A 16,166-nucleotide genomic window follows, 5' to 3' on the forward strand; every position below is an offset into this window, starting at 1 on the left:
TTCCTCTAATTATAGAATTCATTCACATTGCCAAGATATCTGTCAAGAACTTTTAGGGCATCAAACAGATCAATCGTATCTGAATTTAGGTCATCTACATTGGGGTAATCATAGGTATCAAATCCTTCAATATTACCCAGATAGAAATCAAGAATATCAAGTGCATCGAAGAGATCTACTTCTCCACTATTGTCTGCATCACCCCAAATACCCCCTTCAAACTCAAGCTCAATGTAATTTGTTCCGGATGGTGAATTGTAAATTACAAGCGTAGAATCTGTAGTTGAGTATGTTCCCGAATCTTTGTCGTAAACAAATGTTCCACGAGTTAATTCATATTCATCAGCACCAAGTACAACGCCATTGAGTTTAACAACCGGATCAGTCATCAGATAGCGCATCGGGAATTTAAGAGCAATAGCAAGTCTTCCACCCTCACCCATAACTGAAACATTATAAGTCATGTTCTCTTTTTTCATTGCACTAAGGACACCCGGAGTATGTGAACTACCGGCTATACTTCCGGAATCCCCTTCTGAGAAAATCAGAACAGGTTCATCCATTGATGTCGGCATTGTCACATTGTAAATTGATGTTTTATTATAAGTAATTCCTACTGTACCGTGTACCTCCGGATAATCAGCCTTTTTCACACTTAAGGAGAAATTGCCAATCGGAAGATCACTGAAAGTATAGCTTGATGTATCAAATACCTTCACTCCGTCAACAGTAATATTGTCCGCCTTAACTGCATTATAATTTTCATTCTGGACGTTGATAGTAACACTGCCGTTTCCGGTCACATCGAAATTATGTCCGGCAATTGCAACCTTCTCATCATCATACAGAGGAATTATTCTGAATGACATGTTAAGCGTGCCATAGTCATCTGGAGTTACTTTAAAGGAGTAGGAATACGGAGTATCTGCCACCCACTGTTCCGGCTGGATAAATATCGAATCCTGTTCTGCATTAGCAGTGCTGTTTAACACCTCAAACGAAATTGATTTATCATTTATACCTGAGGTATTATCAAAGACAAATCCTGCAATCGGAACCTCAATCATCGGCGAGAATAAGTCAACATCAGACGTTACACCAACAGTAATTTCTCCCTCCTTACCTACAACCAATGGATCAGGAGAAGAACTGTATGCAAGTGTAAAGTTGCTTATGTCATCAATCTCAGCTGAATCGTCAATATTCCGGTTAAACATTGTGAAATGAACGGTTTCTCCGGCATCAAGATCCTGAATAGTCTGTGAATTTCTGATTAAATTGTCAATCTCATTAAGTGGCGCCCACTGGGTGTTCTCCACTGAAACAATAACCGGGCCGTCACCTGTCAGAGTAACATCCACTGTATGATACCTGACCTCACCAAATGGATTCCCGGTTATGCCCCTCGTACGAGTTCCACCGCTCATCAGAGTTTTCATCTCATCCTCAGTCAGTGTCACCTCAACACGTTGTGTACCGGCAGCATCACTTAAAGCCACATTCTTAACAATACTGCCACTGTCAATATCAACACTGACTGTACCTGAAGTCTTAACACTGCCCTGGCATGTGATTAAAGCATCAATAGCTGCCTGACTTGCCCATGTATAACCCCACTTTCCACCATTTTCATACTGATTAACAAGCCAGTTAATACCATCAGTTATAGTTGTATTATCACCAGTAATTCCTGTTGCATTAAGTGCAAGAATTGCATATGCTGTGCTCTCTGTTATACGACCTGTATTTGACCAGCCGTACTTCGATCCTGTTGACCATGAACCATCCTCCTTACTCTGTGCCTCAATAAGATATTCCCTGGCTGTCGTTTTTGCAGTATCAAGAGCTTCCTGACTTACATCAGCAGAAGTGATACCAAACGCTTCCAGACCCCAGAGACTGAGGGCTGTTGCCATGTTTTTGTCATCTCCGGAGATCCTGCCGGTGTTAATATTATTGACAACGTACTTTGTTGCATTCTCCATATTCCGTAGCATATAATCCTTATATTCTCCTTTAACCTCACAGGTTTCATTGATCATTGAATGTATAAGCATTACAAACGGAGTATTGGACTGAGATGTCCATGAATGACATACAGGTGCCTCCCACTCCCAGTACATCGTGCCTGATTCTGTTTTATGATTTTTATTAAACCACTTAATCAGCATATCAAAGTTAACAGTATTGGGTTGTACTGTACCGCCCGAAGAGATCTTACCATTAAGCAGGTGTCTTAAATCCTCATCGGTCCTGTTAATCTTTGCCAGAGTGTAGCTTGCATAGGAACTTGAAGATGCCTCCGAACTTCCATAGCCCCAGAGACTCCATCCGCCATCATCATGCTGACCACGCAGTTTGCCATTCACAAGTACATTAATACCTCTTTCAACTGATTCATTGGCTCTGTTACGGATCCGATCGAAATCATCAGGGGGATCATCGCGTCCAAGATAATAGTTCTTTACATTTAAAGAAGCCATCATCTTTGATGTAGTCTGCTCCACACAGCCGTACGGGTAGCCCACCAGATATCCAAGACCTGATAATGTTCTTCCCTGTGCACCAAGCTGTGCCACAATTACTGTGGAATTCCGGTTGGTATTATTAGTGTGAAGTGTATTGAATATAAAATCTGCTGAACTACCATCAGAGACCACCTCTGTTCCAATTGAATTCACTTCCATTGAAGGAACATAAATCCTGATATCCCTGCCCTTTATAGAATCAGATTTCCCATTAGCAGACATATTAAATGTAAAATCATCACCTGCATAATTTCCGGGATTGCTGGTTCTCATATGGACATAAACATAATTATAATTGCTGTTGTAGAGATATTTTGTCTGGTTTTCACCGCCGTAAATTTCAAAACCCTCAGGAGCGTTAACATTTAGAATAACATTCCCGGCCTTATTTGCTTCAACCCTGAAATAGAAATAAAACCAGTTGTCAACCCTGGCACTACTATATCCATAAGCATGATCACCAATTATGTCCAGCTGATAATCAATAGCATTAATAGACTTCTCATCTGAAGGCCTACCCTTTACGGCATCCTCGGAGGTAACTGTAATATTGACAAGATAAAGGCCCTCTGCACCAGGAGTCCATGCAATATCACGTATGAATTTTCCTCCCGGAGCTATGACAACATCGCTGTAAGTTTCTTTCTTAACTTCAGCACTATCTTTGGTAAATGTTACATTAACATTAAGCTTTGAAGTTTCATAATTGCGCTGATTTGCAACAGTTGCCTTAATTGTTGTCTCCTTATCATCGGGAACTTCTCTTCCGGCAACTCCTATACGTGCATCAATTGTATTTGAAACACGTGCTGTAATTTTGCCCTGATTTATCTGATCAACAGGGATATCCTTCCCAAAAGTTGAATTCAGAAATCCATATCTGTTAACTTTTATATTAACATCAGAAGTCTGACCATTGTCCCCGACACCGGTGAAATTCAGATAACAGAGGGTCTCACTTCCGGAAATACCTTCCAGTGTTGAATTCAGACCTGCAAGACGGACACGCCCCCTCTGAACATTACTCTGTAAATTATCTATCGAAGGTCCTGCTATAACATCAGTTCCATCTGACAATGAAACAATGGAAGAATCCCACGTTACATCAATATCAAAACTGCCAAGACCCTGCACATCTGCTACATTAACAGCAAGCAGAGCTTTTTCTCCCATGGCTAAATCTGTATCAGCAGGATTAATAGATAATGTTGCCGCAGAGGCAACACCAAATATCAATGCAATACAGAGGAATGCCAGAGATATTAATTTAAGTTTTTTCATTTATACCACTCCCTGAATTATTTCAGGATGATGTCAAAATATTCATCCCTTAACCCAACATTATGCTGGGAGATAAACATCGCATCACCAACATCCACATAATTATTCCTTGTTACATCAACCTGTGTAAACCTCGTTGTCCCCGATATTGGATTATCAGCATCTATACCAACAACCCATTTAAGGACTTTAAGAGTATCTGCCTGATTGACTTTACCATCGTTATTGGCATCACCATATAACATTACAAGTGCATTTCCGTTTGTGACAGAAACAGGGATTTCAAGACCGTTATTATCCCACAATTCTGCATCCAGATTAAGCTTGGATGTATCGCCACTCTTTCCGCTTACATTAACAATAATTGTTGCAGTAGTTATATCTCCGGTCAGACCGGAAACCTGTGCCCCGTTGAATATTGCCGAACCATTCAGCAGGTTCTTGTAAAACCCTCCAATCTCGCCGGCCTGGACATCCTTAACAGTAAGGGCAGGTGAATCATATGCAAATGTCATCTGGAATGCTGCAAGATCATCAACATTCTTCACAATCACCGGTATTTTTACTTCTGTACCTGGTATATATACGACATCCTTTGGCATTTCGATCTTAACCTGAGGGACATCATATGATGTAATTGTCTTGTTTACCCTGTTGTTGGAATATGTTGTCTCATAATCAGTCAGATGATTTGGATTTACATTGGCCTGAACAAGATATTCTCCTGTTACAAGTGTCATATTTTTCCAGATCATAACTGAACCGTTTGGATCCAGAGCCGGGATTTGGATAGTCTCTATTTCTCCATTAGTAATCTCATATACAAGTGTTGTATTTACACTTGGCACCTCACCCAGATTTGTGATGTTTATTCCTATGGGTGTTAAAACCGACTGAGTAGTTTTAGCAGGTGCAACAATTTCTGCTGCAAGATCAGGTGCAGTCACTCTTAAGCTGTGATTTACAGAATTATTCTGATAATTCTTTTCTTCTACAACACGTGGTTCAGGATTAACAGTTACTTTAATGACTTTATCCTGTGGAAGTTCTGTCGTCTCAGGATCAATACCATAATCTTTTGCACTCATATCGATATTTAACCCAAGAACCTGTACTGTGTCCCCGACTTTAACAATTTTATCAAACTTTGTCTTTTCCGAAAAATTACCCAGTTCTGCTATAACAGGTACTTCCACACCGGAAGAATTGAAATCAGCAGTTCCAAGATTACTCACATAAAGATAGAGTCCTTTTACATGAACCATATCATCACGGTTGATTTTTACAATATGTGGAGCATCAACACTTGGTACGAAATCCGGCAAAGGTTCAGTGTCAATAATTGTAATTACTCCATTTCCAACGGAGATTGCAGGATTGTAAATTGTTACATTATCCTTTGGAACCACATGTGATAACGGGGCATCCCAAGATTCATCAGAGATATTAAACCAGGTATCACCCATTCGGGTCGTGTTTGGAGTGAAACTAAAATCAACTAAAGATGCCCAGTTGTCATTGTTAAATCCTGAAAGATTACCAATGCTTAATGTACAGTATGCTTTTGGCTCTCCCCAGTATGTGCCATTCTGCATGTGATCAATTGTAACACCCACACCAGCAGCACTGGAATTTAATGTTACAGAATTAATGCTTAAATCTTCATAATTCCACTGAGCCTCGAAAGAATAACCTGCACAACCTGTGGTTCCTTTTATCTGAACCGGAAATGCTCTGGAAGATTCAAGGGGGAGAATTCCGGATTCTGCTCTAATATCTCCACCAGGAGTTACTCCACCACCGGATGTGACAATCTGACCAGGGACATTTCTGTCAAAGGGAAAAGCCGTATCAGGTGAAATACGGTTATTATCATCTCCGTCACTGTAGGAACCATAAGCAGTAAGATTAGCAGTTCCTGCGGTTTCAGTTGGAGTGAAGAATATATTCACAATATCCTGAGGAACAACCGTAGTTAATCCATCAGGGATAAATAAATAGATATATGCCCAGTTATGACCGTGAGGAGAATCAATACTGATTAAATCCTGATACTCTTTATAAGAATCAGAGTTTATCATTTGATAATATTGTTCCTCACTAATTTTGCCATTGGTTGCTTCAGTACCCTGGTCAATAATTATTCCATCATAAGGTGTTGCCATATTTTCAATTGAGACATAACTGCCATCATACATCAGATTAACACTGATTGATTTTGCACCAGAAATATTATCGACCTGAACCGGCAGATATTTACCCTGACCATAGATCAGATTTCCATTAGGTGCAATAATAGTTCTTTGATTACGTACACTTATCTGTCCGGAATAAGTATAGTTAAACTCAACCGGACCAAAGTTGGTACTGTAAGTTGAAGGGGCTACAAATTGTAAATCTGAATCACCACTTACAGCAACTGCTGAGAAGGTGATATATGCAATAGTTTTCCTGGAATTAGCACTTATTCCTTCATTATTTGTAATTGCAACAGATAATTTCCCTGTATCATTGTTCGGATTTGCATAAACAGCTGAATCAGGAAAATCCGTTCCGAGAGCAGTGACGCCATCAACTCTAACTTTAGTCTGATCAAAGCTCATATTAAATGAGACTCCTTCTGCATTGTCAAGCCCGTACACATAAACCGGAACCTGAGTGGATCCTCCGGGCGGGACAATATTGCCAGAATATACTAAAAGTTCTGTATATGCACTGACTCCTCCAATGAGCAGGCACAGAACCATAGCCAGCAATAGCGATACCTTTAATTTTTTCATAAACTTTTCACCTCATTTTTAAAACATAACACTAATTTTCTTCTAACCAGTCAAATCCTCCGGCTCTGTCCCTTCCGTTACTCTCCATTCGTGACGCCCCATTTGTGACGCCCCATTTGGGATCTTTCCTCAGGGACTTATCAAACCGTTTAAGGAAACCTAATTCAGACACAACACAGCATACCGCATCATGCTTAAAGCCGCCAGCCTCCACTTGGATTCACAGCGTCTGCCGGGCAGATCTGCTCAGCAAAAATAAACTCCCCAACCCAGGAATTTACAGCCTTCTGCGAATTAGTTATACGTGAATAATTCTGATTAATGCTATAAATAATTAATTCTTTAATATGAAAATACAGCCCGGAAAATGAGATTAAAATACCCAAAAGTCCGAAGAACAATAATTTTTTAAAAAAGAGTATTTAAATTATTTCCTTGAGGAAATCACCACAGCAGCAAAAGCAACTGAAAGAAGAGCTGCAATAATACCAAATCCCGGTGTAGAAGCAGGCACTGTGGATTCCGCCTCAGGAAGAGCGCCGCCAGTCTCTGTTACATCCGGAGTGACAGTTCCTTCTGCCGGTTTAGCCGGGACCACATCAATAGCGGAAGCTGTAGGTTCTTCTGTTGCAGCCGCCGTAACTTCGGGCGCTGAAGTCGCTACAGAAGTTGGGGTTTGTGTAGATGTTGCTGATGTTGCAGGAGAGTAACTGATATGTCCTCCGGAAGAAGATGAAGAAGCTGATGAAGCCGGTGCTGCCGTTGCAGTCGCAGCAGGTTCCGGCGAACCGTCTATCACAGAATCAAAGTCATGCGGCAGAAAATCAACGCTGTCAGACCATTCAGGATCATTAATAGTTACAACAGTGTCAGCCGGATCAATGACACTGAATTTGACATTTACAAGGTCAGAGGCATCCTCAACACTTATCGCACTGGTTGTTATAATCACAAATTTTGTTTTTCCGGCAGCATTATCTATATTTTTGGTAAGGCTGGCTCCGGAAAATGCACTGCCTAAAGATGCGCTCTCAACAGCAAGATTATCTTTATTGTATTCAAGCAGAAACGAGATGCCCGATACACCGGATACTCCGGAAACCGTTACTGACATAGCGCCATCCTCATTTGGCCCTTCAGCCGGAACCGAGATGACACTTCCTGCACAGGCAACCCCTGCAAGCAGAAGTGCAAGAATGCAGAAGACAGATACTTTAAATTTTAATTTCATCTTATTCTCCATTAAATTATAAGATATAGATACCCGCAAATATAAACGTTTATTAATTGAACTGATTTTCCGGAATCCGGCTTACAAACGTAAATCCATTTTCACACGCTTTTTTTACCAAAAGAACCAATAACTCACCAATGAAGTATGTCATAACCGGCGGAGCAGGTTTTATCGGCTCAAACATTGCAGAAGCCCTCTCCTCAGACAAAAACATTGAGATCATCATCATCGATGACCTGTCATCCGGAAAGGTGGAGAATATTGAGATCTTTGATGATAAGAAAAATATCACATTTATTAATGGCTCCATCACAAATTCCGATCTGCCTGAAGAGACAGTAAAAGGTGCTGACGGCATCTTTCACCAGGCAGCCATAGCATCAGTGCAGAAATCTGTTGAAGAGCCGGATATGACAAACGAAGTCAACCTCACAGGCACATTAAATGTCTTAAATGCCGCCCGGAAAAATAACGTCAGTAAAGTGGTTATGGCATCCTCAGCAGCAGTGTACGGAGACAACCCAAATATGCCGCTTGGTGAGGATGAGAAGCCAAAACCGATGACACCCTATGCAGTCCAGAAACTGACAGGAGAATATTATGCAGAGGTATTCTCCGCATTATACAATGTCTCGGCAACCGCCCTCAGGTACTTCAATGTCTATGGCCCAAGACAGGACCCGAAATCCCCATATTCAGGAGTGATATCAATATTTTCTGACAAAATCTCAGCCGGAGAACCGATCACAATATACGGTGACGGCCGCCAGACGAGGGACTTTATCTATGTCGGCGATGTGGTACGGGCAAACCTCTCCGCAATGGGCCTTGAATACAGTAACGGATTCAGAAAATGTCCGGGTGCATCAGGCGGCGTGTATAATGTCGCAACCGGAAGAGAGACAGATCTGCTGGAGCTTGCCTCAGCACTGATGGAGATAAACCACAGAGAGGTTTATATTAACTTTGAAGAGAGGCGGCCCGGCGACATAAACAAGTCACTTGCCAGCGTAAAAAAAGCAGCCGCACCTTACGAAGAAGGCGGACTTGGATTCTCTGCACAAACAGAGATAAAAGAAGGCCTGTTAAAACTCAAAGACTATAATGAAAATGTGAAAAGATAATTCCGGATTGAAATAACAGATTATTCATCCGGGATTTTTCACTCTTCAGCCAAAAAGGAGAACAGATGGAGCATTTCACTATAGTATTCAGATGAACGGAGGAGATCTGCAGCGCGCTTCATCGCTTTAATCCTCAGCTTATCAACATCCTCAGATATACTTCCGGTGTTGTCATAAGGTGATGTATTCTTCATCAGCCCCTTATAGAGATCTCCCGATACAGAACTTAAAACGGCAATTTCATCGCCGGGATCAAAATATCCCGCTTTTTTAAGATTATCACCCATATGCCAGAATGTACCTTCACTGCTTGGCAGATTATCTGTAAATTCAGATTCTTCATCAGCACTTTCTCCCCTGTACTGAAGATCTCTCACCTCACCAATAACCCTCTCCTTATCCATACCGGCAAGAGTGAAGAGAAGCATTGGGTCCTCATCCAGCTGCTCTGACAGAATAAATAAAACAGCAAGAGTATGTTTGCATACTTCAGAACCCACAGGACATGAACACCGTGTTTTAAGTGAAAACCGTCCCTCCGGTACAAGAGTAAACCCGGTATTCTTCCTGATATCACGGCTGAAATCCTCAGTCAGATCTCCGGAGAGCATCCTTAAAAATGAAGTATAATTTTCATTCAGGTAATGCACAAGGGCTTTTTCATGACCGGAATTCTCCTCAGCATAACCAAAATTAACAGTAACTTTATACGGTGTTCTCTCACTCCCCTGTACATAGCCCGTAACTTGGCCCTCTTCAGTCTTAACTGAGATTACCTGCCCCCTCCGGGCATAGTTCTTACCCCTTGAGATATAGCTGTCATAAGAATGAGGCAGAAAACCCTCCTGAATCCCTTTTGACCACCAGGAAGTGCCTATGTCGCCCCTTTTGCTCTTTGCAGTAAGCCCGCCCTTAACACCGTACGGCTGCGAGGGTGTGTAGTACCAGCTCATAAGAGTTCATCCTCCTCAACTCTGAGTGTTATTATATCCCTTATCTCGTCATTGGAGAGATCAGTAAGCCATTTATCTCCGGAAGTCAGCACCTTATCCGCAAGGTCCTTCTTTCTCTCAATCATTGCATCAATCTTCTCCTCTAAAGTTCCGGACGAGATCATCATACGCACCTGCACATTTTTATCCTGACCTATACGATATGCACGGTCTGTTGCCTGGGATTCAACCGCCGGATTCCACCAGCGGTCTATGTGGAATACATGAGAGGCAGCGGTGAGGTTTAAGCCCGTTCCTCCGGCTTTAAGAGACAGTATAAATATCGCCGGTCCGGCGGATTTCTGGAAACGGTTGATCATAATCTCCCTCTGGCCCCGGCTTACTCCGCCGTGGATAAGATAAACCGGCACCTTCGCCTCAGCTATGAGATAATCCTTTAAGAGATCTGCAAATGTGGCATACTGCGTGAATATGAGGGCCTTCTCATCATTTTCAGTCACCTCCTCAAGCATCTCAACAAGCCTGTCAAGTTTTCCGGACTGACCCTCCTTTAACTTTCCCTCTTTGAGGAATAGTGCCGGGTGGTTGCAGATCTGCTTAAGCCGCGTAAGTGCACGGAGCACACGCCCTTTTCTCTCAATTCCGGAAGATTCCTCAATATCTTCAAGCATCTCTGCAACAGATGCGGCATACAGTGCTGCCTGCTCTTCAGAGAGCGGACAGAATACCTTCATCTCCATCTTATCCGGGAGGTCCTGAATAATAGTTTTATCAGACTTAAGTCTCCTGAGCATGAACGGACGTATCAGCCTTCTTAGTACCTCACCGGAATTTTCATTGAGCTTAGAGTCACCATAAATCGCTTTGAAGTCAGTATAAGTGCCTAAAAATCCGGGGTTTAAAAAGTCCATTATGGACCACAGTTCCTGGAGGCGGTTTTCAACCGGAGTTCCGGTCAGGGCGACCTTCTTTCTGCCGTTTAATTTACGGACAGTTCTGGACTGCTTTGTCCTGTGATTTTTAATATTCTGGGCTTCATCAAGGACGATTAAATCCCATTCCATATTTTCAAAAACTTCGGCGTCACGCGGAATCAGCTGATATGTCGTAAGGATAATCCTGTGCTCCTGTATGACACTGACAAAATCCTCACCCTTCGATCTTGCGGCACCGTGGTGTATGTACACATCGGCACCGGGCAGGAAGCGGTTGATCTCCCTCTTCCAGTTGCCAAGGACTGACATAGGCGCAACTATTAATGTCTTTTCTGTGCCGTCCGGATCTGATGCAAGATATGCTATAAGCTGTATCGTCTTTCCAAGACCCATATCATCGGCAAGGCATGTACCGAATCCAAATCCAAGCATGTACGAGAGCCAGCACAGCCCCCTCTCCTGATACGGGCGAAGTGTGCCGGTGAATGTTTCCGGCAGGCTGACCTGCGGCATTTTCCCGGGTTCTCGTATGGCGGCGAGCATCTCACCTGCGCGCCCCTTTACGCAGACCTCAGTATCCTCCTCTGCATCAAGGCGCAGCATCTCTGCAGCGGTGACTTTTCCGTCCGGAAATCTCTTCTTTAAGCGCTCAATCTGCGATTTTATCTCATCGGCGTTCAGTCTTATCCAGTTGCCACGGTATTTTATCACCGGAATTTTCTGCATTACGAGGTCTTCAAACTCTTCAGCGTTCAGTTTTGTACTGCCAACGGCAACCTCCCAGCTGAAATCCGCTATTGATGAAGCTGAAAAGTCATTCTCATCGTCAGACTCAACCGAAACCTTAAGCCCGGCCTTTTTGGCAGGCTTCTTCCACCATGACGGGGTTTCAATGACAAAGCCGCTCTCTTCAAGCTTAGCCGAGTAGTTCAGGAGAAGGTCAAATGCATCGTCTGCCGGAAGAATTACAGGTTCCCTGTACATATCACCGGCACTCTCCTTTAAGAGCGGATATATCTCAGAACCCTCATTTATGGCTTTTAAATATCCTGCCTTTGAGTATTCAGATATGGCAGGGTCGCTCCAGAAGTCATATGTGGAATATATCTGCGAAGGGTCACTTTCAGACTGAAAGCCAAATGTGAGCAGCCAGTCTGAGTAGATGTTATCCGGATTATTGCTCACCCTGATGAGCGGTATGAAAACATCTTCCAGCGACTGCCTCAGTTCGTTCTCATACTCCCTTGCTTTTGATTCAGCCTGTTCAAGGTGTGGCTTCATGACACGCGCGAAATTGCCGAGCTTGTATTCTTCAGATGTGAACTGATCCCTCTCACCTTTCAGATATTCAATGAACTGTTGATCCACAGAGGTTCTGTGGCTTACTCTCTTCTCCTTTCGGTTACCGCCGGATTTTGGCCCTAATGACTGACCAACCACTGCTTTTATCGCAGAACTGATGAATGATTCAAAGACCTCTTCCTGTTCTTCACCACCGGAAAGGGCAACCTTTGGGGCTGAACTCTCAAGCAGGCTGTGATAATTCTTCATCGTATAGCCGAATTTAACAGGCATCCACCCGGTCCGTAAGGTGTCGGGATAGTCGTAATGAACTTTTGGAACTATTAGCCCTGCTGATGTGATGAATACAGTATATGAGAGGCATAATCTCCAGTATTCAAGTGAATCTCCGGCAGAGACCTCTGAATCCTGATTCACAGATTCAAGGAGGAAGAAGAGATCTTTTGATCTTATGGATAATGTGGGAACTATGAATCCGGAAGTTTTGTAGTCTTCCGGAATTTCTTCTGAGGAGGAGAGAGGTGTGCCGGATTTATCTCCGGGAAGCATTATAGATGAACTTCCGGTTGTGACAGATGCTATGGTACCCGGGAATAACTTTTCAAGGGAGATTATCAGGGTTGCAGGACTTGCAGCGAATGGATGAGGAACGTTCTTCTTTCGCTTTCTCTTTGGCTTATCCCCTGTTTTTGTGAAGTCCTCACCCCATATGACGAGGGAATCCTCCTCCCTGTCCCAGAATGCATGCAGGGTAACTTCCGGTCCGGTTTTGATATCTGTCGTAGTTTTATTATCTGTCATTTCCATGAAGGTTCTCCGGGCATCCTGTGATTTAATAATGCAGACATCTCTTACTGAATATAAGATTTTGTAATCTTCAGGATTACGGCTTTCTTCCCGCGCATACGGATAATATGGTGAATTCGCCTTAATCAACTCTGAAGAGAAAATCTGCAGTTATAATCTCAGATTTTGATCTCTGAGGCGGAGCAGGAATTTATTGATATAATATTTATCACGGATATGTAAAACAGGTTTCTGTTTCTGATCTTTATTGCCGGAACTTGCCTGAGGTTTCATCCGGAATGTATGATATTATATAATATCCCTGACCATCTCTTTCAGAATTTATTTAGCACTGTTATGTCTGGTGCTGTTCTGGCTTCTAACAGGAACTATTAAAAAAGTGCTGACAGGAATAAACATTTCAGTCCTCTTTAACAGCTTTTGTCATAATATTTTCGTCTTCAGGGTACAGTTGGATTTTCCAGTTATATGATGGTATGAAATAGGCAAAAATAGCTAAAAAGGAAAGTGTTCCACAAGAATAATCTGTTCATCACTGGATTTTCAGACAGTGCCGATAAACCGGATAAATTATGTAGATTTAGAACGAAAATAAATGATGTTAAGGATTGGTAAAATATAGTTTATATCTTTATAATACTCTTCTTTTTAAGGCCAATCTCAATTTCTCTTTTTACAATTTTAGATTCTTTTTTTCCCTGAATAATTTTTGCATAGGGTGCTTTAACTGAAAGAAGAGCTGCCTTACCACGATGAGTCATAATTATACTCATATGACACAATATTATTTAATTATTTAGTTCCTCTATGGTTGCCCGCAGTAAGAATTTAAGAGGTGGGTGGTTATATAACTTAACTCCGGCAAATCATTCAGACTATCCAAATCTACTTCATAATCGGCATAGATAAATTAATTGTGCTACTGCAGTTGCCTAACAATGGACACGTACCTTGTAATAGAAAAGAGGATATAAATATTCCAATTAATTCAAGAACGAGAATGGTTACGAGAAGAATATAATAGAGATTTAAATTTTCAAGTTCACTATCCAGGTCCTTGAGGAAGAGTCACAATAGATAATGGTCATATGTTAAGGTCCGGAACAATTGTCTACAGTGATGTTACAATCGGTGATAATGTCTCTATCGGCAGGAACACTCAGGGATTTTAAGTGCACCGGCACCCAGGTCTTTAAGAGATGACTGGAAGTGCAGAGAAATGATTCCGGCTGTAAAATACCTCAGTTTATCTGACAAATGCAGATTATTTTCAGTCATCACCGTTTTTCATCGTAGAGCTTCTTACGATTAAAAATTTTGACAGGCAATCAGTTAAAAAGAATAAAACACGAATAACTAATAATAATCCGACTGATTATTTCAGAGTCTGACAATTTAACGTGCGGTGACTTAATGGGTACAATGGACAGAGATATACCTGACACAATCAATAAAACCGATATGCCTGACACATATGGCATAAACAGACTGGGGGACGGGGGGCATATTTTTAAGAGTGTTACCCTTGGCTTTCCCTCAAGGGAGAATCTGGATAAAATCAAAAACACTGAGGAGATCAGAACTTCCGGTAGTTTTGGAAATACCGGCAGAGAAGATTTCAACGGAGTTACCATCGGTGACAACTTTACATTAAGACCTGGAACTGTCATCTACAGTGATGTTACTATAGGGGATAATTTCTCATCCGGACATTCGGTGATGATTCGGGAGAAGACGACTATCGGGGATAATGTCTCTGTCGGCAGTTCTGTAATAATTGAAGGCAACTGTACAATCGGGAATAATGTCTCACTGCAGAGCCTTGTGTACATCCCGACCGATGTAATAATTGAGGATGACGTCTTCATCGGCCCAAATGCTGTACTTACTAATGACCCGTATCCTCCACGCGGTGGCATCAAAGGTCCGGTGATAAAGAAAGGCGCCTCAATCGGTGCCAATGCAACGATTCTTCCGGGAGTTGTAATTGGTGAGGGTGCACTTGTCGCTGCCGGAGCGGTTGTGACAAAGGATGTGCCGGACGGGGTTTTGGCAGTCGGTGCTCCGGCACGGTTTAAGGAGTTACCTGAGGGAGCCAGGAGATGATTCCGGTTGCAAAACCCTTCATAGGAGAGGAGGAAATCGAAGCAGTTGCCGGGGTTATGAGATCGGGAATGATAGCCTGCGGGTCTGTTGTCTCAGAATTTGAGAAGGAATTTTCAGAATTTATAGGTACAAAAGAGGCAGTTGGCGTTAATTCCGGAACTGCGGCTCTTCATGCAGCACTTCTTGCACTTGGAATCTCCAAAGGCGATGATGTGATTGTTCCGTCTTTTACATTCTTCGCCACCGCATCAGCGGTCAGTCTCTGCGGTGCAAAGCCGGTCTGTGTGGATGTTGATGAAAAGACATTTAATATAAGTCCGGATGAGATTATGGAGAATCTGTCCTTCCGGACAAAGGCTGTAATCGGTGTCCATCTCTTCGGGCAGGCTTTTGATCTAAAGCCTGTTACGGAGATCTGTGAGGACAATAATCTTCTCTTAATTGAGGACTGTGCACAGGCACATGGTGCAGAATATAAAGGCAAAAAAGTCGGCTCTTTTGGTGATGCCGGGTGCTTCTCGTTTTATCCCACCAAAAATATGACCACCGGAGAAGGTGGTATGATAACCTGCAATGATTCTAAGTCATCTGATAAGATAAGAAGAATCATCAATCACGGGCAGAGTGAGAAGTACTTACATACTGAAATCGGGTACAATATGAGAATGTCTGATATTGATGCAGCAATCGGCAGGGTGCAGTTCTCAAAGCTTTCTGTGATGAATAAGCTCCGGCGGAGAAATGCCGGGATTTATGACTCGGAAATTCTTCATCAGGGAATTACAAAGCCATTTAATAACCCGGACTGTCTGCATGTGTATCACCAGTATGCGGTTTTGGTGGAAGATAATTTCCCGATGGAAAGGGATGAGCTTATGAAATATCTGGCCTCTAATGGTATTGGTTCAGCAGTTCATTATCCTGTACCGGTTCACAGGCAGCCGGTTTATGCAGATATGCCAAACCCGAAATGTCCTGTTGCAGATGACTTAAGCAGAAGAATTCTGAGCCTTCCTGTACATCCGGGTGTGAGTGAGGATGAGTGCAGGTATATCTGTGAGGTTATCAACGAAATCTCCGGATGAGATGCCATCATATTATAACACTGAACTGAAG

General features: G+C 42.5%; 10 protein-coding genes. 3 read left to right on the plus strand and 7 right to left on the minus strand.

Annotation, left to right across the window (positions count from 1 at the left end; genetic code table 11):
* Positions 1–5 precede the first annotated feature (5 nt).
* From METLIM_RS00955 to METLIM_RS00970, 4 genes are all read right to left on the minus strand, one after another.
* Positions 6–3,809 carry a cellulosome anchoring protein cohesin region gene (locus METLIM_RS00955; RefSeq protein ID WP_004075953.1) on the minus strand — a complete coding sequence of 1,268 codons (3,804 nt, stop codon included), beginning with the start codon at positions 3,807–3,809 and terminating at the stop codon, positions 6–8.
* Positions 3,810–3,826: 17 nt separating this feature from the next.
* Entirely contained in the window at positions 3,827–6,589 is a 2,763-nt protein-coding gene (locus METLIM_RS00960) for a cohesin domain-containing protein (RefSeq protein ID WP_004075954.1), read from the minus strand.
* 31 nt (positions 6,590–6,620) lie between these two features.
* Complete coding sequence (locus METLIM_RS00965) at positions 6,621–6,761, minus strand: hypothetical protein (RefSeq protein ID WP_157202187.1); 141 nt, start codon at positions 6,759–6,761, stop codon at positions 6,621–6,623.
* A gap of 255 nt (positions 6,762–7,016) precedes the next feature.
* Complete coding sequence (locus METLIM_RS00970) at positions 7,017–7,820, minus strand: cohesin domain-containing protein (RefSeq protein WP_004075956.1); 804 nt, start codon at positions 7,818–7,820, stop codon at positions 7,017–7,019.
* Between the two features lie 140 nt (positions 7,821–7,960).
* On the opposite strand from METLIM_RS00970, the gene METLIM_RS00975 reads away from it, so the two are divergent.
* Entirely contained in the window at positions 7,961–8,947 is a 987-nt protein-coding gene (locus METLIM_RS00975; RefSeq protein ID WP_004075958.1) for an NAD-dependent epimerase/dehydratase family protein, read from the plus strand.
* Positions 8,948–8,985: 38 nt separating this feature from the next.
* Here METLIM_RS00975 and METLIM_RS15290 read toward each other — a convergent pair whose 3' ends face one another.
* From METLIM_RS15290 to METLIM_RS16330, 3 genes are all read right to left on the minus strand, one after another.
* Positions 8,986–9,900, minus strand: coding sequence for an SWIM zinc finger family protein (locus METLIM_RS15290; protein WP_004075960.1), 915 nt, complete (start codon positions 9,898–9,900; stop codon positions 8,986–8,988).
* Positions 9,897–12,938, minus strand: coding sequence for a DEAD/DEAH box helicase (locus METLIM_RS15295; protein ID WP_217177990.1), 3,042 nt, complete (start codon positions 12,936–12,938; stop codon positions 9,897–9,899). Before METLIM_RS15295 ends, METLIM_RS15290 begins: the two co-directional genes overlap by 4 nt.
* 629 nt (positions 12,939–13,567) lie before the next feature.
* A complete protein-coding gene (locus METLIM_RS16330) occupies positions 13,568–13,705 on the minus strand; it encodes a hypothetical protein (protein WP_004075964.1) in 138 nt (45 codons plus the stop codon).
* Between the two features lie 652 nt (positions 13,706–14,357).
* On the opposite strand from METLIM_RS16330, the gene METLIM_RS00990 reads away from it, so the two are divergent.
* Positions 14,358–15,050 (plus strand): acyltransferase, encoded by a 693-nt coding sequence (locus METLIM_RS00990; protein WP_004075966.1) that lies wholly within the window; start codon positions 14,358–14,360, stop codon positions 15,048–15,050.
* Positions 15,047–16,135, plus strand: a complete 1,089-nt coding sequence (locus tag METLIM_RS00995; RefSeq protein WP_004075968.1) for a DegT/DnrJ/EryC1/StrS family aminotransferase — start codon at positions 15,047–15,049, stop codon at positions 16,133–16,135. Before METLIM_RS00990 ends, METLIM_RS00995 begins: the two co-directional genes overlap by 4 nt.
* The last annotated feature ends 31 nt before the right edge of the window (positions 16,136–16,166 follow it).

Origin of the sequence: Methanoplanus limicola DSM 2279 (genome assembly GCF_000243255.1) — an archaeon.
Lineage (GTDB): Archaea > Halobacteriota > Methanomicrobia > Methanomicrobiales > Methanomicrobiaceae > Methanoplanus > Methanoplanus limicola.